Raw genomic sequence first — 15,939 nt, 5'->3', positions numbered from 1 at the left:
GAGTTCGTTGTGAACCATCCGACCAAGGGGGAACATCCTGTGACATTCGGACGCCTCAGATTCACCGCAGCCGCGGCGACCGCCCTCACCGTGGCCCTGACCGCGCCACAGGTGTGGGCCGCTCAGCAGCCCGTGTCGGCACCCAAGTCGCCGCCCGTGCCCACCCTGTCCTGGTCCGACTGCCAGAACGGCTTCGAGTGCGCGAACGCCCAAGTGCCCCTGGACTACCGGGAACCGCAGGGCAAGACCATCACGCTGGCCGTCATACGCAAGCACGCGGCCGACCCCTCCAAGCGCAAGGGCACGCTGTTCCTGCAGCCGGGCGGCCCCGGCAACTCCGGCGTCGACTTCGTGCGCAACAACTACGCCGACCTGCCGGCCGCCCTGCGGGACGACTTCGACGTCTTCGGGTACGACGTGCGCGGGGTGGGCCGCAGTTCGCAGGTCGTGTGCTGGGACGACCCGACGTACACGAAGGCCGTCACCGCCGCCAAGGGCGTCCCCGGCCCGGACGCCTACGAGCCGGCGGTGAAGCAGGCCGCGGACTTCGACGAGGCCTGCCAGACCAACGCGGGCGACCTGCTGCCGTACGTCGGCACCCAGTACGTGGCCCGCGACATCGACCTGCTGCGGCAGGCTCTCGGCGAGCAGCAACTGACCTACTACGGGCGGTCGTTCGGCTCCTACATCGGTACGGTCTACGCCGCGATGTTCCCCAAGCGGGTCCGCGCGCTCGCGCTGGACGGGGCGTACGACCCGGAGCACTACACCAGTAAGCCGTACGCCTACGACCGGCCGCAGTACCTCGCGCTGGACGGCGCGATGGGCCGCTTCCTCGACTGGTGCAAGGCCGACCAGGCGACCTGCGGGTTCGGTGACGGCGACCCGCGCGGGGCGTTCGAGAAGCTGAAGGCCGACCTGGACGCCAATCCGGTCCCGACCGCGAACGGCGGCCAGGCGAACGGCTACACCCTCGTGTACCGGCTGATGTTCAACATCAACGAGGGCAAGGTCATATGGCCGTCCTTCGGTGAGGCTTTGCGCAAGGCGCAGCTGCGCGACAACACGTCGTTCCTGCTGCGGCCGCCGTCCCCGGCCAGCTTCGACTTCCTCAACCCGAACGTCGTCGTCGAGTGCGTCGACAAGAAGTACCCGACCGACCCGGCCCTGCTGAAGCGCCAGGTCACGGCCAACGCCGAGCTCGCGCCGCTGCTCGGCCCGGCCATGGCCTACGGCCCGCCGACCTACGACCACCAGCACGCCACCGCGTGCGTCCAGTGGAAGGGCGAGCACACCAGCCGCTACGGCGGCTCGTTCCGCGCGAAGGGCTCCGCGCCGATCCTCGTCATCGGCAACACCGGTGACCCGGACACCCCGTACCAGGACGCGGTCGCCCTCTCCCGTGAGCTCGACAGGGGGCGCCTGCTCACCTTCAAGGCGGAGGGGCACACTGCCTTCAACCGCAGTGTGTGCGCCACGGACGCGATCACGGACTACCTGGTGGACCTGAAGGTCCCGGCCCGCGGCGCGAGTTGCGCGGACGAGACCCAGCCGCCGTCCTCCGAGCCGACGGTGGCTCCGCCGGGGACGACGCTGAGCGAGCTGCGCAACGGCGTCAGCGAGCGGGTCGACCGGATCGGCTCGCTGCGCTGACCTTCCGGACCCTTCCGGATCCTTCTGGACCGACCGCCCCTGTCCGCTCGATCGCGGCCAGGGGCGGTCGTGGCTCCGGGCCGCGACTCACCCGCCCACCTCGAACCACAGCAGCTTCCCGGCACGGCGGTCGAATTCTCCACGAGGCCGCACTGCGCATGCAGTCCGGCGGTCGCGATGTGGCCAGGGCCCAGCTGCACCAGGTCACCGAGATGAGCGAACACCCCGCCGTCAGCCTTCGCGTGATCCCGTTCGACGGCACCTCGTTTCCCACGACCGGTCACGCCATCGACTACTTCCACGGCCCGGTACCCACGGCAGTGAACTCGCCGATGCGGCAGGCCAGTTGGAGAAGTACCGGCTCGTCCTCGACCGCATGGAGGCCGTCGCTCTGAAGCCCGGGCCCTCACGCGACCTCGTCCACCGCATCGCCCAAGACATCTGAGAGGCACGCCATGACCGCCCCGACCTGGCAGAAGTCGTCCTACAGCGAAGAAGGTTCCGCCTGCGTCGAGATAGCCACGACCCCCACCGCCGCCCACATCCGCGACTCCAAGACCCCCACCGGCCCCCACCGGCCCCCACCTCACCCTCCGCCCCACCACCTGGGCGGACTTCGTGTCGTACGCGGCGATGGTGGGGCGCTGATCTCCTAGCCGCCGGTGCGCAGGCGCAGGCGTCCCAGTGACCGGTAGAAGCGGTCCGGCAGGAATGCCGCGTCCGCGACGATCATCGCGGCGGAGAACAGGGGCAGGCCCATGAGGACCGCGATGCCCAGGTGCATGCCCAGCAGCAGGGTCAGGACGGGGTACTTGAGGGGTCCGAACAGGACGAACGGGAACGCCACCTGCAGCAGGACCGTCAGGTAGCAGGCGAGGGCGATGAGGACGTCGTGTCCGTCCGCCATGGCCGAGAGTCCGGGCCAGGGGCGGAACAGGTCGAGGTTCAGGACGTAGTGGAGGGCGCTTCCGTCGCCCCAGGAGGAACCCTGAGCCTTGTAGAGGCCCGCCGATCCGTAGAGGAAGCAGACCTGGGCCGCGATCAGGAACATGCCGCAGTTGTGGAGTACGGCCGTCAAGGTCCGGCGGGAGACGGCCAGTTGGTGCCGGAACGCGTCGGCGGCCGGGGCTGCCGGGTTCGCCGTGGAGCCTGGTGGGCGGGTTCTGCGCGCGTCCAGGGACCAGTGCCGGCCGCACGCGGTGAGGACGAGGTAGACGGACATCAGGAGGATGAGGTTGTCCCCTCCGTCCGTCATGAAGATCGCCCTGGCGTGGAAGGACGCCACCACGACCGCGAACAGCACGGACACCGCTCTCGTCCGCCAGCCCAGCATGAACAGCGCGGACGTGACCAGGGCCAGCGCGTAGCAGGTCTCGAAGTACGGCCGGCTGTCGGACAGGGTGAGGACGCTCGCCCAGCCCGTCTGCGCGAAGAGCTGTCGGGCCAGCTCGGGCGTCCACGGTGACCCGGGGCCCCAGATCTCGTCGCGGTGGGGGAACTCCCGTAGGAGGAAGACGAGGTAGAGGAGTCCGTAGCCGATGCGGAGGACGGCCGCGGCGTAGAGGGAGACCGGCTGCTCGGTCAGGGTGGTGAGACGGGCGCCGATCCGCCCCGGGGTGGGGCGGGGCGGGGCCGCGTCCGACCGGTCGGGGGCGCGTCGGGGCAGGGGCAGTGTCTGTTCAATTGTCACGCGGGGTCACCTTCCACCAGGGCAGATAACGCGTCTCGACGGGCTTCGGCGCGGTGATCGGCACGGTGGTCACCCGCAGCTGGACGGATTCGAAGGCGCCGCCGCGATGTTCGCTGATGCGGTCCGCCGCGATGTCGGTCAGGTAGCGCTGCATCATCAGCGCCCGCTCGGTGCGGGGTTCGTCGTCGTTGCCATGCGTGTCGAGGTACGAACTCCAGGCCCGCCGCAGCATGTTCTGCGCGGTGTGGCTCGGGAAGGGGTCGTGCTTCACGGCGGCGGTGTCGACTCCGCTCAGGTCGAACCAGCCGCTCGTGCGCACCCTGCCGTCCGGGGTGGTGTGCAGGGTGCGTGCCGAGATCTGCCGGTTGACCGACTCCGGGTTCGGTGCGAAGAGCCGCCAGTTCTGCTCGAAGAGCGGGAAGACCCAGGCGTTGATCTGCCGGCTGTACTGCCGGGAGAGGGGGTTCGGGGGTGCCACGTGCAGGAAGACGAGGAGAACGTGGACCAGGGTCGTCGCCAGGCACAGGGCGACGGCGGCGCTCGTGCCCACCTTCAGGAGGACCACCTTCAGGAGGAGGGGAGGCGGCGTGGCGGTCCGCCGACCCGGGAGGATCGTCCCGTCCCGGTCTTTCGCGGTTACGCCCGGAGTTTCCGTCCTGGCTTCTCTCACTGTTTCTCCTGAGATCTCGTGAGATCGCACCGCCGGCGCGCGACGGAATAGGCTCCGATCCGTCGCGCGCCGCGCGTTCTGCCTACTCACGGGGAGCTAGGCGGATTTCTAGTGGCAGATTTCTAGTGGCGGATTTCTAGTGGCGGCCTTCGTGGCTGCTGCCATAGCTGTCGGGCTTTTCGGGCTTTCCTTGATGCCCGCCATGGCCGCCGTAGCTCCCGTGCTCTTCGGGCTTTCCGCCGTGGTCGGGGCCACCGGGCTTGCCGTGGTCGTAGTCGTGGTCATGGTCGTGGTCATGGTCGTGGTGGTCGGTTCCGCCGGTACCGCCGCCGCCCGTCGCGCCACCGTTCGTGCCGCCCGTGGTGCCGCCCGTCGTGGCGCCCGCGACCAGGCCGCCCAGCACGCCGCCGGTGGTTCCGCCCGACGTCAGGACGCCGCCGAGGAGGCCGCCGCCGGTACCGCCGCCCGTCGGCACGCCGCCGATGACGCCGACCGTGGTGCTGCCCGCGGTGTCGCCGCCGGACGTGGCACCGGCCACGACACCGCCGGTGACCAGACCGCCAGTGGTTCCACCGGCCGCGCACGTACCGCGGTCGATCGTGTTGTTGTCGAGGGTCACGGCGCCGGTGCGGGCCAGCGCCCGGCCGGCGATGGTCGTGCCCGTGGTGACGGTGATCGACTCCTGGGCCATGATCGTGCCCACGAACCTGGAGTTCGTGCCGAGCGTGGCCGAACTGCCGATCTTCCAGTACACGTTGCACGGCGAGGCGCCGTTGACCAGCGACACGTTGCTGCCGGACGCCGTCGTCAGGGTCGAACCGATCTGGAAGACCCAGACCGCGTTGGGGTCACCGTGCGCGTCGAGGGTGAGCGTGCCGGTGATGCCCGCGGAGATGGGTGCCTTGTAGACGCCCGGGTCCAGCGTCCTGCCACCGAGTTCCACGGGGTCGGGCGCGGTGGGGTAGGTGACGTCCGGGGCCTGCCCGGCGGCGTTGTTGTACGCCGTGACGAGGTCGCTCTTGGCCTGGAGCGCGACCGCGTCCGCGGAGTGCTGGGCGCCCTTCACGAGGCCGGGCGGGAAGCCGATGATGGCCGTTCCCGGCGACACTCCGAGATCGCCGGTGATCGCCGAGGGCCCGGTGTTGGTGACCTGTGAACCGGCCAGTACGGCGAAGCTGCCCGCCGTACCCAGCGGCACCGGCGTGGCGATGGCGCTCGCGTTCGTCGGTGTCATCGCGAGGACGACGGCGGCGATCACCACGGCCGTCAGCGCCCCGACCCACGCCGACATGGTCCGCCGTAAGGGTGATTCAGGGATATTCAGCGTCATCGGGCTGCCAACTCCTTTGAGGGGATGGTATTGGCGGTTCCTGGTCGAACAGAAGCGCCTTTGGCGCAGCAGTTTATTCAGGAATGCGATGACCGGCAGTTCCCGCGAGGAGCATCGCGAATTGTGTAGAAATACTTAATGGGCCGGATGACCGCAAAAGAATGATTGTTGCCGGGCCCGATCGGGAAAGCGCGCGGCCGAACACACCGCCCGGGACCTGCATTCACCGTGATTTCTACGGTGGTACTACCGGCTGCGAACCGGTTCACTCACTCGGACAAGCACTTCGAAGGGCGGCTCCGGCGTGTTCCCGACGGGAACGACGTCATTCGGCGGCCTCCCCCAGGGCTTCGGCGTCATCGCCTGACGCCCGGGTTCGAGGCGGACCGCCGGCTCAGCGGCGGTGCTCTCGGAACGTGACAGGCACGGCTCTACGGCCCGTGATCCTGGCCCGAGGAGTTCCTGGGCCACGGGTATGCCGCGCATGCCACGCATGCGGCGCCCCGGCGAGCCTCCCGAGGCTGAGGCTGCCTGCGACTGCCGGGCTGCCGGGGTCGTCCGTATCCCCGGGCGGCGCGGCCGCGGCCGCGCCGCCCGCTGCGTCCTGCTGGTTCACGTTCTGGGCGTCGGGCCCGTACACCGCGGACTCGCGCCGGGTGGCCGCACAGTCGGCGTCGTCCAGCCAGATCTCCGCGTGCCGGTCCTCGGCGATCGCGAGCCGGTCGCCGAGAATCCAGAACCCGTCCGCCTGAGCGGGATCAGCCGTACAGCGCCACCCTCGGCGCAATCGTGCCCCGCGCCTCGGGGTTCACCACCGAGATCCCGTAGACCTGAGTGAGGGTCTGGCCCGGGTGCAGGACGCGCTGGGCGTTCGTCAGGTCGGTGAAGAGGGTGCCGGTCTGGGTCGCGGTCTGCACCGGGCGCCAGCAGCCGTGCGCGGTGCGCTGCTCGACCACGACGTCCGACGGGGCGAGGAACGGGCCCGCGTCCGGCGACTCCACGAGGAGCTGCGGGGCGACGGTCAGGTCCGCCGAGGTGTCGTTGCGGTAGGTGACGGTGACCTCGTGCCGCGCGCCGTCGGCCACCAGGGCGCTGGTGGGCAGGTCCACGAAGTCGACGGGTACGGCGGCCTGCTGGGCCCGGACGGCTGCCGGCGCAGAGGCCGCGGCCGCCGGACCGGCTGCCGTCAGACCCGCGAGGGTCATGGCCACGGCCACGAAAGCCACCTTGAGACGAGTGTTCTTCATCAGCACGTTCACTGTTCCTTGTGGTGCGTGGGGGGATGTCATTCAAGGGATGTCGTTCAAGGGGACTGCGGCCAAAGGAAATTCGTTGACGCATTCTCGTGGAAGTTTTGTGGATACCCCCCGGTAGATCACCCACGGCACCCATTCCGGCCATAGCGGACTGGTAGCTTCCGCGTCACCGGCCTGGGGGAGCGTCGGAGCCGGTACCCCACCTTTCACCCCTTGAATGACCGGACGGAATTCCTTGCGCACTTTCCGTGACAACCCCGGCGGCAGACACCGCTGGCGTGTGCCGAAAAGCCGGCGTGGCCGTATAGCGGCCGCCGGCGCGATGTCCGTGCTCTCCCTGGCACTCATCGCCCCGCTGGCCTCGGCGGCCCTGACCGATCCCGCCGACCCGACGGCCGCCCCGGCGGCGGACCACGTCACCGACACCTCCCAACTGCCCTCCGGCTGGCAGAAGTCCGGCGACCGCATCGTCACCTACGACGGCGACGGCACCGGACTGCATGTACTGGTCGCCGACGCTGCGGACGCCTACAAGTGGCACACCGCCGCCACCCTGTCCGAGCCGGGCGTCGACACCGACCAGTGGATCGGCCAGACCTGTGTGACCGGGTCCGGCGACCGTGCCGTCGTGGTGTACGCGCCCCGGCAGGCCGTCAACGACCAACAGGGCTTCCAGCAGGGCGCGTTCGCGGCCGTGGTCGATCTGGCCGACGGCCGGGTGACCAAGCTGCCCGAACTGGTCTCGCTGGCCTACTTCAACCCCGGCTGCGGCGACGGCGAACAGGCCGTCCTGACCCGGCCCGAGGGCGACGACACCGAACTGCTCACCGTCGACACCGCGCAGGCCAAGCTGGTGCGTCAGCAGACCGTCGCCGGTCAGCTGACCTCCGCCGTGCCCTTCGGTGACAGGATCGCGGCGGTCTCCGGCGACTCCGTGGTCTCGGTGGACGCCAAGGGCTCCACCAGCACGCTGGCCAGGACCGGCGGCACGCCCTTCCGGCTGGTCCCGGACGCGCACAGCGGGCTCGCCTACCAGGTCCCCGACGGCAAGCGGGTGCAGGTCCGCCGGGTCACCTCCGCGGGCTCCGACACCCTCCTCGGCTCCGGCACGCTCGGCTCCCTCGCGGTGCACGGCAACGGCGGCCGGGTCTACGTGACCGGCGCCGACGCCGAGAACGCCGTGAAGGCACTCCCGAAGAGCTGGCAGACCCTCGACGTGCCTGCCTCCGCCGAGATCTCGACCACCGGTGACCTGGCGCTGACCTCCGTCGGCAACGGCACCGAGGCGGCAGGCGGCAGGAAGGCCGCGGCGGACACCGCCCGGTCCGTCGGCATCGGCGCGGTGCTGCCCGGCAGCGACACCACCGTCGACTTCACGGTCCGGCCCAAGGCCGCGGCCCAGGGCGCCGAGCAGTCCCCGGCCCTGTCCGACGGCGTCCACACGGACAGCGTCAGCGCGCCGAGCGCCACCACCGCCGCCACCGCCTCGGACGACGACCCGGCGGCCGTCACCACCGACCCCGACCGCGCCTGCGCCGTCACCCGCAACGACCCGAAGCTCCAGTCGCTGCAGCCCTCGAACGCGCAGGCCGAGTGGGCGACGGACCTCGCCGTGCAGGGCAAACTCGACGTACGCCGCCGCAGCGGCTGGAACGGCAGCGAGCTCCCCTCGTACACCCCGCAGGGCCTGTTCCCCTCCACCGCGCTCAAGGGCGGCGGCCGGGTGCCCGCGCAGATCATGCTCGGGGTGCTCTCCCAGGAGTCCAACCTGCTCCAGGCAAGCTCCCGGGCGGCCGCGGGCGAGAGCGGCAACTTCGTCCAGGGCGGCTACTACGGCAACGCCGGCAGCGTCCACACCGTCAACTGGGCGGCGGCGGACTGCGGTTACGGCATCTCCCAGGTCACCAGCGGCATGGCGAAGACGGACACCACGTACACCGCGGAGCAGCAGCAGGCGATCACCGTGGACTACGCGGCCAACATCGCCGCGGGGCTCCAGATCCTCCAGGACAAGTGGAACCAGCTGTACGACAAGGGCCTGCTCGTCAACGGCGGCGACCCGAAGTACCTGGAGAACTGGTGGCTCGCGCTCTGGGCCTACAACAGCGGTCTCAACCTGCCCAGTTCGACGGACGCGAGCGCCCCGTGGGGTCTTGGCTGGTTCAACAACCCGGCCAACGGCCTCTACCCGGCCGACCGGAAGATGTTCCTGTCGTCCGGCTACGACGACGCCCGCAACCCCAACCTGTGGACGTACCCGGAGCGGGTCCTCGGCTGGGCGGCCTACTCCCAGCAGAAGACGGACCCGGCGACCGGGGCGACCGTGAGGTCCTTCACCGTCGGCGACTGGCCCTCCGGCGCGCCGGCCGCCGAACCGGCGCACGACACGTTCTGCGCGCCCACGGTCAACGACTGCGACATCACCAAGCCGCACAAGGTCGAGGGGTCGACGCAGCCCGAAGGCCCGTGCCAGCGCGACGACTTCAAGTGCTGGTGGCACCAGCCGGTGAGCTGGACGGACTGCACGGCCACCTGCGGCACCGAGGTGCTGAAGTACCAGGCCGGTGACCCCGAGCCGAAGGTCACCGCGCCCCACCCGGCCGCCTGCACGTCCACCCTGCCTGCGAACGCGCTGATCGTGGACGACGTGCCGAACACGGTGAAGTACCGGGTCGGCGCCGCCAACCCCTGTGCGGGCAAGCGCAATTGGATCAGCCGGGGCACGCTGACGTTCACCTTCGGGTCGGCGCAGCAGAACGGCGCGACCGTCTACCCGTCGAAGATCGACTTCCATCAGCTGGGCGCGGGCTTCGGCGGCCACTTCTGGCTCGCCCACACCCGGGTGCCGAGCTACACCGACTCGGTGGTCACCGGCACCTGGACGCCGGACCGCAAGGTCACCGGCTCGGCGGAGGTCATGGTGCACCTGCCCGACCACGAGGCCAACACGCCGTCGGCCGCGTACCGCATCGACCTCGGTGACGGCACGGTCGTGGAGAAGACGATCTCCCAGGACACCGGCGGCAAGAACGCCTGGGTGTCACTGGGGTCGTACGAGTTCAAGGGCACGCCGAGTGTGTCGCTGAGCTCGGCGACGGCGGACGGGACGGGGGACGCGTCGATTGCTTGGGACGCGTTGGCTTTCGTCCCTGTGAAGGGCTGAGTGAGTGCCACGATGGCCGTCGTCCGTCTGACGCGCCGTCGTGGCTGGTCGCGCAGTTCCCCGCGCCCCTTTAGGGCGTTGCAGTACCGGAGTTAGCCCGTGAGCGCCCGTCGTCGGTCCGGTGGACTGACGACGGGCGCTGCAAGCGCCTTTAGGGGCGCGGGGAACTGCGCGACCAGCCACAGCGGGCCCGCACCCGGCAGCGGTGGTCGCCACTCACCCCAACGCCGTTAGGGGCGCGGGGAACTGCGCGACCAGCCACGACGTACCCGCACCCGGCAGCGGCGGCGCCCAGGGGACTCACCCCGACGTGACGGCCCCCGCCCGCGCCGCCTTCACGAACGCCGTGATCAGGGTCGGGTCCTTGACGCCCCGGCTGGCCTCCACGCCGCTGGACACGTCGACACCCCAGGGGCGGGTGACGTCGACGGCCTCCCGTACGTTCTCCGGCGTGAGGCCTCCCGCGAGGAGCCACCGCTCGCCCGCCGCGGCGACCTGCTTGCTCGACCAGTCCCACGCGATGCCGGAGCCCGGCACCGGGGCGTCGAGGAGCAGCATGTCCTCGCCCAGTTCCCCGCAGCGCGGCACGGTGTCGCCGAAGGCGGCCGCGCGGATCAACGTCCAGCCGCCGCCGGAGAGTTCGTCGTAGTAGGCGCGGTCCTCGGGGCCGTGCAGCTGGACGGCGCCGATGCCGGACTCGGCGGCCACGGACCGTACGTACTCCAGGGGTTCGCGGCGGAACACCCCCACCGTCAGGACGCTCTCCGGGACCCTGGCGGCCAGCCGTGCCGCGATGGCGGGGTCGATGCGCCGCGGGCTGTCGGAGAAGACGAACCCGATGGCGTCGGCGCCGGCCTCGACGGCCGTGTCGACATCCTGCTCGGTCCGCAGGCCGCAGATCTTCACGAAGAGGGTCATGCGGCCCACCGTATCCAATTCGTATCCGTGAACAACGATCACATACGCAACCGTTGACGCGGCCATGGCAAGCGCTTACCGTCCGAAGAATACGTGCCCCCGTCACCGCACACCATGGAGACGAACGATGCACCTGAGACCCCTCATCACCTCCGTCGGCCTTCTCGCCGGCACGCTCGTCGCACTCTCCGGCACGACCACGGCGCAGGCCGCCACCACCCGCTACGAGGCCGAGACCTCCCCCGCCGTCTGCACCGGAGCCGTCGAGACCGAGTACGCCGGCTACTCCGGCAGCGGATTCTGCAACGGCACCAACGCCACCGGCGCGTACGCCCAGTTCACCGTGTCCACACCCGCATCGGGCACGGCGACCCTCAGCCTCCGCTTCGCCAACGGCACCACCACCGCCCGCCCCGCGGACATCATCGTGAACGGCACGACGGTGTCGTCCGCGTCCTTCGAGTCCACCTCCACCTGGACCGGCTGGACCACGAAGACGCTCACCGTCCCGGTGAACGCGGGCAGCAACACCATCCGGCTCAACCCGACCAGCGCGAACGGCCTGCCCAACGTCGACTACCTGGACGCCGAGACGTCCGGCACGACGACCCCGCCGTCGAGCAGCGCCCTGTACGTGTCACCGACCGGCACCGACAGCGCGGCCGGCACGGCGACCGCGCCCACCACCCTCACCTCGGCGATCAGCCGCATCGCGGCGGGCGGCACCATCTACATGCGCGGCGGGACGTACGCCTACTCCTCGACGGTGACCATCCCGGCCGGCGCCAACGGCACCTCGGCCGCCCGCACCACGCTCTCCGCCTACCCGGGCGAGACGCCGGTGCTCAACTTCTCGGCGCAGAGCGAGAGTTCCACCAACCGGGGAATCCAGCTCAACGCGAACTACTGGAAGATCTACGGCCTCGTCGTCGAGCGTGCCGGGGACAACGGCATCTACGTCGGCGGCAGCAACAACGTCATCGAGCGCACGGTGACCCGCTTCAACCGTGACACCGGACTCCAGCTGGGCCGGATCGCCTCCTCCACCCCGGCGAGCCAGTGGCCCGCCAACAACCTGATCCTGAGCGCCGAGTCCCACGACAACGCCGACTCCGACGGCGAGGACGCCGACGGCTTCGCCGCCAAGCTCACCACCGGCACCGGGAACGTCTTCCGGTACGCCGTCTCGCACAACAACATCGACGACGGCTGGGACCTCTACACCAAGACCGACACCGGCGCGATCGGCCCGGTCACCATCGAGTACTCCCTGTCCTACGGCAACGGCACCCTCACCGACGGCTCCCAGGCCGGCAACGGCGACCGCAACGGCTTCAAGCTCGGCGGCGACGACATCGCGGTCAACCACGTCGTGCAGCACAGCATCGCCTACGGCAACGGCCACCACGGGTTCACCTACAACAGCAACCCCGGCTCGATGACCATCACCAGCAACGTCTCCGTCGCCAACACCGAACGCAACTTCAACTTCGAGACCGGCACCTCGGTCTTCCGCTCCAACACCTCGTGCAACAGCGGCGCCAACGACCGCTACGTCGGTGACGCCGACAGCTCCAACCAGTTCTGGTCCGGCACCAACGGCTCCCGCTGCTCCACCTACGCGGGCGCCCTCGGCTGGTCCTACGCCTCCAACGGCAGCCTGGTCGTGACCTTCGGCGGCAAGCAGGTCACGCTGTAGGACACGGCGGGGACCCCGGCCCGGTGATCCGGGCCCGGTGATCCGGGCCCGGGGTCCCTTCCCTCTTCTACCGCTTGGGCGCGCCCTGCTGGACGACCTCGAAGGTCCACAGCGTCGAGCCGGAGGAGGCCGGCTTGGGACGGTTCTGCTCCCCGCCCCCGTGCGAGGACTGCGACATCCCGGACATCCACTTCTGGAAGTCCTCCTCGCTGCGCCAGCGCGTGTACACGAGGTAGGTGTCGGTGCCCTCGACGGGACGCAGCAGCTCGAACCACTCGAAGCCGTCCGAGTTCTCGACGGTCCCCGCGCGGGACGCGAACCGCTTCTCCAGCGTCTCGCGCTGCTCCTCGGGGACCGTGAGTACGTTGATCTTGACGATGCTCATGCCCGCAATTGTGCTGCAAGGGACATCAGCGGGACGTCAACGGGACGCGGCCCGCGCGGGCACCTCGCCCTTCTTGTCGACGACCGCCGTCTCCATGACGGCGCTGGTGCCGGCCAGGGTCTCGGTCGTGATCCCCCGGTCCGGGTCGGTGACGTAGAAGCGGGCGCCGAGCAGGGCCAGGGTCTCCTTGTCGAAGACCCACTCGTCGCGGGTCGCGAAGCCGGTGTCGTCGAGGGTGATGGCGATGCCGTGCCTGCCGGTGGCGTCGACGGCGTCGGGGATCTCCCGTACCCCCGGCAGCTTCGCGGCCGCCCGGTAGAACGCGGCGGCGTTGGCCGGCGGCATGACCGTGCCGCTGATCAGGTCGCCGATCAGGGAGAAGACCGCCTGGTCCCGCGACTCGCCCTCGACCGGCCTGGCCTCCTTGCCGAGCCGGGCAAGCAGGGCGCCGGGGTCGGTGGGCAGCGAGGCCAGCCACCGGTACGTCGGGTGGTCGACGCCCTCGGGACGGGGATCGGAGGACTCGATGGGGATCACCTGCCCCGGCATGATCGCGTCCTTGCCGCTGGCCTTCAGCCACCCGGTGACGCGGAGCGGACCCGGGTCCTGCGAGGTCCAGCGCTCCTCGGTGTGCAGGGCGCCGAGCCGGACGGGACCGGTGAAGGTGCCCGTGTTCTCGCGGACCAGCGTCCGCACGTACACGAACTGGTCGTCCCGCACCGGGGTCGTGTCGCTCGCCATGGCAGCGGTGGCGATCCGGTTGAGGGTGCCGGACGCGCTGGAGACCCCGGCCGCGGGAGTGTGCCCGTCCGGGGTGAGCGTCACGAGCAGCACTCCCGCAAGGGCCGCCGAGACGAGGGGCACCAGTACGGCCGGCCGGGCGAACCGGGCGAACGCGCGCCGTGCGGAGGCCTGTTCGGTACGGCCCTCTTCATGATCGATCTGCTGCATCAGTACGTCCTTGAAGTGACGGTGGCGCTCCGCGGGGAGGTCCCACTCCGCCGCCGACAGCAGTTCCTCGGCCTCGCTCATCGGGTCTCCTCCCGCAGGAACAGGGCCGCGAGCGCGGCCTCACTCTCCATCTCTCCGTGAGCCGGGGGCGGTTCCGCCTCCGTGCTCAGCCGGGCCAGCCGGGCCCGGGCCCGTGACAGCCGGGACCGCACCGTGCCGACGGGCACGCCGAGCGCCTCCGCGGCCTGCCGGTAGTCGAGGCCCGCCGACACGCACAGTGCGAAGACCTCACGGTCCTGGCGCTTGAGCTGCCCGAGCGCCCGGTGCACGACCGCGAGCCGCCGTGCGTCGTCGATACGGCCGGCGCTCTCCTCGGCGAAGTCCTCGACGGGGCGGGGTTCGGGGCTGCGGGCCAGGAAGGCGAGCCGTCTGCGCAGCCCGCGGTTGGCGTTGTACGCCTTGTGCGTGGCGATCCCGAGCAGCCAGGGCTTGAGCGAGTCACCCTCCGGCTCCACGGTCTCCCTCGTCCGCCAGGCCGCGAGAAAGGTCTCGGACATGGCCTCCTCGGCCTCCGCCCAGTTCCCGGTCAGCCGCAGGGCGTGGTTGTGGACGGCCCGCGCGTACAGGTCGTACAACTCCCCGAAGGCCGCCCGGTCCCCGTCCCGAATCCGCGCGCGCGACGGCTCCACCGTCTCTGTTTCCCTCACACCAGTAACGCTCCGCACCCCCGCCCCGAGTTCCTGTGTCTTGCGCCACACACGCCACACGTCAACTGCCGCACCGGCACCGGCACCGGCTCGACGCCCACGCTCTAGGCTGCGCCCATGGAGCAGCGCGAGATCATGCAGAACGTCGTCGGGATCCTCACCGAAGCCCTTGAGATGCGGCGGCAGGTCCGTGAACACCCTGATCGGCAGGTCTCGTTGACGGGGGCCATCTCCGCGCTCCTCGTGGAGACCCTGCCACGGATCCACCTCCCCGCGGACGCCAGCGGCCACGCGGCGGCGGACGCCGTCGTCGAGGAGCTGGGGCCCGCCATCGCGAGCATCGCCAACTGCTTCTCGTTCGCCTTCGTGCAGCTGGCCGAGGTCCACGACGAGGGCCGCACCGACACCTCCGCCGCGGAGGTCCTGCGGCACATCTCCCTGCAGTTCGCCAACGGCTCGGAGCGGTAGCCGGGCGGGCGCGAGCGGCGAACAGGGCGCGGGGGCGCACCGGAACGGGCTCCCGGAGCGGCGAGGGAGGCGCCGGGAGCCCGTTCGTGTGCTGTGCGTGCGGCCGGGTCGGGCCGTGGGTCAGGCCGCGAGTCGGTCCGAGGGGTGCCCCTTGGGCAGGCCCAGCCTGCCGCGCGTCACCGCCAGCAGGATCAGGGCCGCCGTCGTGGTGGCGAGCAGGAGCGCGTGGGTGCCCTCGCTCTGGGACATCTTGGGGAACATGTCCGCCCCGGCCATCGAGAAGAAGTTGTTGACGCCGCAGTGCAGCAGCATGACCAGCGGCATGCTCTCACCGGACTTGTTGAACACCCAGGTCATCACGCAGCTGAAGGTGATCGTCATCGCGATGAACTCCACCGGCACCGTCCACGCCACATGCGGTCCGCCGCCCCACTCCGTCAGGAACAGCGGCAGGTGCCAGGCGCCCCACAGCACGCCGACGACGAGGGTCGCGTTCAGGGGGCCGTAGCGGCGCTGCATCCGCGGCATGGCGAACTCGCGCCAGCCGGGCTCCTCCGCGAGTCCTGTGGTGATCAACTGGACGAGCAGGGCCGGGAGATACGCGGCGAGGATCATCGTGGACGGCAGTTCGGGTCCGCGGTCGGACAGCGCGACCGCGGCGAGGGTCAGCGCGGCCGGCACCGAGGCCAGCACCACCAGGTACCAGCGCCAGCTGACCTTGAACTTCAGCATCCGGCGCCGCCAGGTCCTGAGCCCCGCCCGTCCCTCCGTGACGCCGGTGACGAGGAGCGCCGAGGCGATCGGGCCGAGGTAGGCGCCGGGCAGGACGCCGGGGAGCTGACTGGCCGCGCGGCCGCCGGGGAAGGTGAAGTGCCAGACGCCGAGGCCGTTCTCGGAGAGGACGTACGGCGTCCAGGCGGCCCAGCTCAACGCGAACGCCAGGGTGAAGAACCAGGTCAGGGGGTGTCGGCGGATGCTGCCGAGCAGGCCCGTGCGTGCTTGCGGAGCCGGCCGGGTCTCGATGCTGACGGGGGCTTGGACGCTCACCG

The 15,939-nt window shown here is 70.5% G+C and carries 15 protein-coding genes; 6 read left to right on the top strand and 9 right to left on the bottom strand.

The genetic code is table 11. The features are described 5' to 3' along the window. Positions 1-39: 39 nt before the first annotated feature. The 3 genes from ACZ48Z_RS23235 (at position 40) to ACZ48Z_RS23225 (ending at position 2,309) form a co-directional block, all read left to right on the top strand. Positions 40-1,653 (top strand): alpha/beta hydrolase, encoded by a 1,614-nt coding sequence (locus ACZ48Z_RS23235; protein ID WP_468737765.1) that lies wholly within the window; start codon positions 40-42, stop codon positions 1,651-1,653. Positions 1,654-1,811: 158 nt separating this feature from the next. Next, positions 1,812-2,048 carry a Scr1 family TA system antitoxin-like transcriptional regulator gene (locus ACZ48Z_RS23230; RefSeq protein ID WP_468737764.1) on the top strand — a complete coding sequence of 79 codons (237 nt, stop codon included), beginning with the start codon at positions 1,812-1,814 and terminating at the stop codon, positions 2,046-2,048. Between the two features lie 60 nt (positions 2,049-2,108). Beyond that, positions 2,109-2,309 carry a DUF397 domain-containing protein gene (locus ACZ48Z_RS23225; protein ID WP_468737763.1) on the top strand — a complete coding sequence of 67 codons (201 nt, stop codon included), beginning with the start codon at positions 2,109-2,111 and terminating at the stop codon, positions 2,307-2,309. Here the strand turns inward: ACZ48Z_RS23225 and ACZ48Z_RS23220 are convergent. The 4 genes from ACZ48Z_RS23220 to ACZ48Z_RS23205 all read right to left on the bottom strand — a co-directional run bounded on the left by ACZ48Z_RS23220 (position 2,306) and on the right by ACZ48Z_RS23205 (position 6,590). Beyond that, positions 2,306-3,259 carry an HTTM domain-containing protein gene (locus ACZ48Z_RS23220; RefSeq protein WP_468737846.1) on the bottom strand — a complete coding sequence of 318 codons (954 nt, stop codon included), beginning with the start codon at positions 3,257-3,259 and terminating at the stop codon, positions 2,306-2,308. The two genes, ACZ48Z_RS23225 and ACZ48Z_RS23220, sit on opposite strands and share 4 nt — an antisense overlap. Before the next feature lie 73 nt (positions 3,260-3,332). After that, a complete protein-coding gene (locus ACZ48Z_RS23215) occupies positions 3,333-3,893 on the bottom strand; it encodes a DUF5819 family protein (RefSeq protein WP_468737762.1) in 561 nt (186 codons plus the stop codon). Positions 3,894-4,149: 256 nt separating this feature from the next. Beyond that, on the bottom strand, positions 4,150-5,343 hold the full coding sequence (locus tag ACZ48Z_RS23210; RefSeq protein ID WP_468737761.1) for an ice-binding family protein: 1,194 nt from the start codon (positions 5,341-5,343) through the stop codon (positions 4,150-4,152). A 758-nt stretch (positions 5,344-6,101) separates the two neighbouring features. Next, positions 6,102-6,590 (bottom strand): signal peptide protein, encoded by a 489-nt coding sequence (locus ACZ48Z_RS23205; RefSeq protein WP_468737760.1) that lies wholly within the window; start codon positions 6,588-6,590, stop codon positions 6,102-6,104. Between the two features lie 331 nt (positions 6,591-6,921). Between ACZ48Z_RS23205 and ACZ48Z_RS23200 the strand changes: the two genes are divergently transcribed. Further along, on the top strand, positions 6,922-9,762 hold the full coding sequence (locus tag ACZ48Z_RS23200) for a golvesin C-terminal-like domain-containing protein (RefSeq protein ID WP_468737759.1): 2,841 nt from the start codon (positions 6,922-6,924) through the stop codon (positions 9,760-9,762). A gap of 300 nt (positions 9,763-10,062) precedes the next feature. Here ACZ48Z_RS23200 and ACZ48Z_RS23195 read toward each other — a convergent pair whose 3' ends face one another. After that, positions 10,063-10,680 carry a phosphoribosylanthranilate isomerase gene (locus ACZ48Z_RS23195; RefSeq protein ID WP_468737758.1) on the bottom strand — a complete coding sequence of 206 codons (618 nt, stop codon included), beginning with the start codon at positions 10,678-10,680 and terminating at the stop codon, positions 10,063-10,065. Positions 10,681-10,807: 127 nt separating this feature from the next. On the opposite strand from ACZ48Z_RS23195, the gene ACZ48Z_RS23190 reads away from it, so the two are divergent. Next, positions 10,808-12,379, top strand: a complete 1,572-nt coding sequence (locus ACZ48Z_RS23190) for a carbohydrate-binding protein (protein ID WP_468737757.1) — start codon at positions 10,808-10,810, stop codon at positions 12,377-12,379. Between the two features lie 67 nt (positions 12,380-12,446). Here ACZ48Z_RS23190 and ACZ48Z_RS23185 read toward each other — a convergent pair whose 3' ends face one another. From ACZ48Z_RS23185 to ACZ48Z_RS23175, 3 genes are read right to left on the bottom strand one after another with little or no spacing between them, the layout of a single operon-like run. Then, positions 12,447-12,764, bottom strand: coding sequence for an antibiotic biosynthesis monooxygenase family protein (locus tag ACZ48Z_RS23185; protein ID WP_468737756.1), 318 nt, complete (start codon positions 12,762-12,764; stop codon positions 12,447-12,449). A gap of 36 nt (positions 12,765-12,800) precedes the next feature. Then, a complete protein-coding gene (locus tag ACZ48Z_RS23180) occupies positions 12,801-13,796 on the bottom strand; it encodes a CU044_5270 family protein (protein ID WP_468737755.1) in 996 nt (331 codons plus the stop codon). Further along, complete coding sequence (locus tag ACZ48Z_RS23175; RefSeq protein ID WP_468737754.1) at positions 13,793-14,422, bottom strand: RNA polymerase sigma factor; 630 nt, start codon at positions 14,420-14,422, stop codon at positions 13,793-13,795. The genes ACZ48Z_RS23180 and ACZ48Z_RS23175 overlap by 4 nt, the downstream gene beginning before the upstream one ends. Before the next feature lie 117 nt (positions 14,423-14,539). Here ACZ48Z_RS23175 and ACZ48Z_RS23170 point away from each other — a divergent pair, with 117 nt between their 5' ends. Next, on the top strand, positions 14,540-14,890 hold the full coding sequence (locus tag ACZ48Z_RS23170) for a hypothetical protein (protein ID WP_468737753.1): 351 nt from the start codon (positions 14,540-14,542) through the stop codon (positions 14,888-14,890). A 120-nt stretch (positions 14,891-15,010) separates the two neighbouring features. On the opposite strand, the gene ACZ48Z_RS23165 is transcribed toward ACZ48Z_RS23170, so the two are convergent. Next, a complete protein-coding gene (locus tag ACZ48Z_RS23165) occupies positions 15,011-15,937 on the bottom strand; it encodes a CPBP family intramembrane glutamic endopeptidase (RefSeq protein ID WP_468737752.1) in 927 nt (308 codons plus the stop codon). Positions 15,938-15,939 lie beyond the last annotated feature (2 nt).

Source organism: Streptomyces sp. NPDC031225 (assembly GCF_055570355.1).
This window is presented reverse-complemented; position numbering and strand designations above follow the sequence as displayed.

Bases quoted from the DNA above. Each gene is read 5' to 3' on its own strand.
- ACZ48Z_RS23200 (WP_468737759.1), top strand. From the start codon at position 6,922: ATGTCCGTGCTCTCCCTGGCACTCATCGCCCCGCTGGCCTCGGCGGCC.
- ACZ48Z_RS23210 (WP_468737761.1), bottom strand. From the start codon at position 5,343: ATGACGCTGAATATCCCTGAATCACCCTTACGGCGGACCATGTCGGCG.
- ACZ48Z_RS23205 (WP_468737760.1), bottom strand. From the start codon at position 6,590: ATGAAGAACACTCGTCTCAAGGTGGCTTTCGTGGCCGTGGCCATGACC.
- ACZ48Z_RS23195 (WP_468737758.1), bottom strand. From the start codon at position 10,680: ATGACCCTCTTCGTGAAGATCTGCGGCCTGCGGACCGAGCAGGATGTC.
- ACZ48Z_RS23180 (WP_468737755.1), bottom strand. From the start codon at position 13,796: ATGAGCGAGGCCGAGGAACTGCTGTCGGCGGCGGAGTGGGACCTCCCC.
- ACZ48Z_RS23225 (WP_468737763.1), top strand. From the start codon at position 2,109: ATGACCGCCCCGACCTGGCAGAAGTCGTCCTACAGCGAAGAAGGTTCC.
- ACZ48Z_RS23190 (WP_468737757.1), top strand. From the start codon at position 10,808: ATGCACCTGAGACCCCTCATCACCTCCGTCGGCCTTCTCGCCGGCACG.
- ACZ48Z_RS23170 (WP_468737753.1), top strand. From the start codon at position 14,540: ATGGAGCAGCGCGAGATCATGCAGAACGTCGTCGGGATCCTCACCGAA.
- ACZ48Z_RS23185 (WP_468737756.1), bottom strand. From the start codon at position 12,764: ATGAGCATCGTCAAGATCAACGTACTCACGGTCCCCGAGGAGCAGCGC.
- ACZ48Z_RS23230 (WP_468737764.1), top strand. From the start codon at position 1,812: ATGCAGTCCGGCGGTCGCGATGTGGCCAGGGCCCAGCTGCACCAGGTC.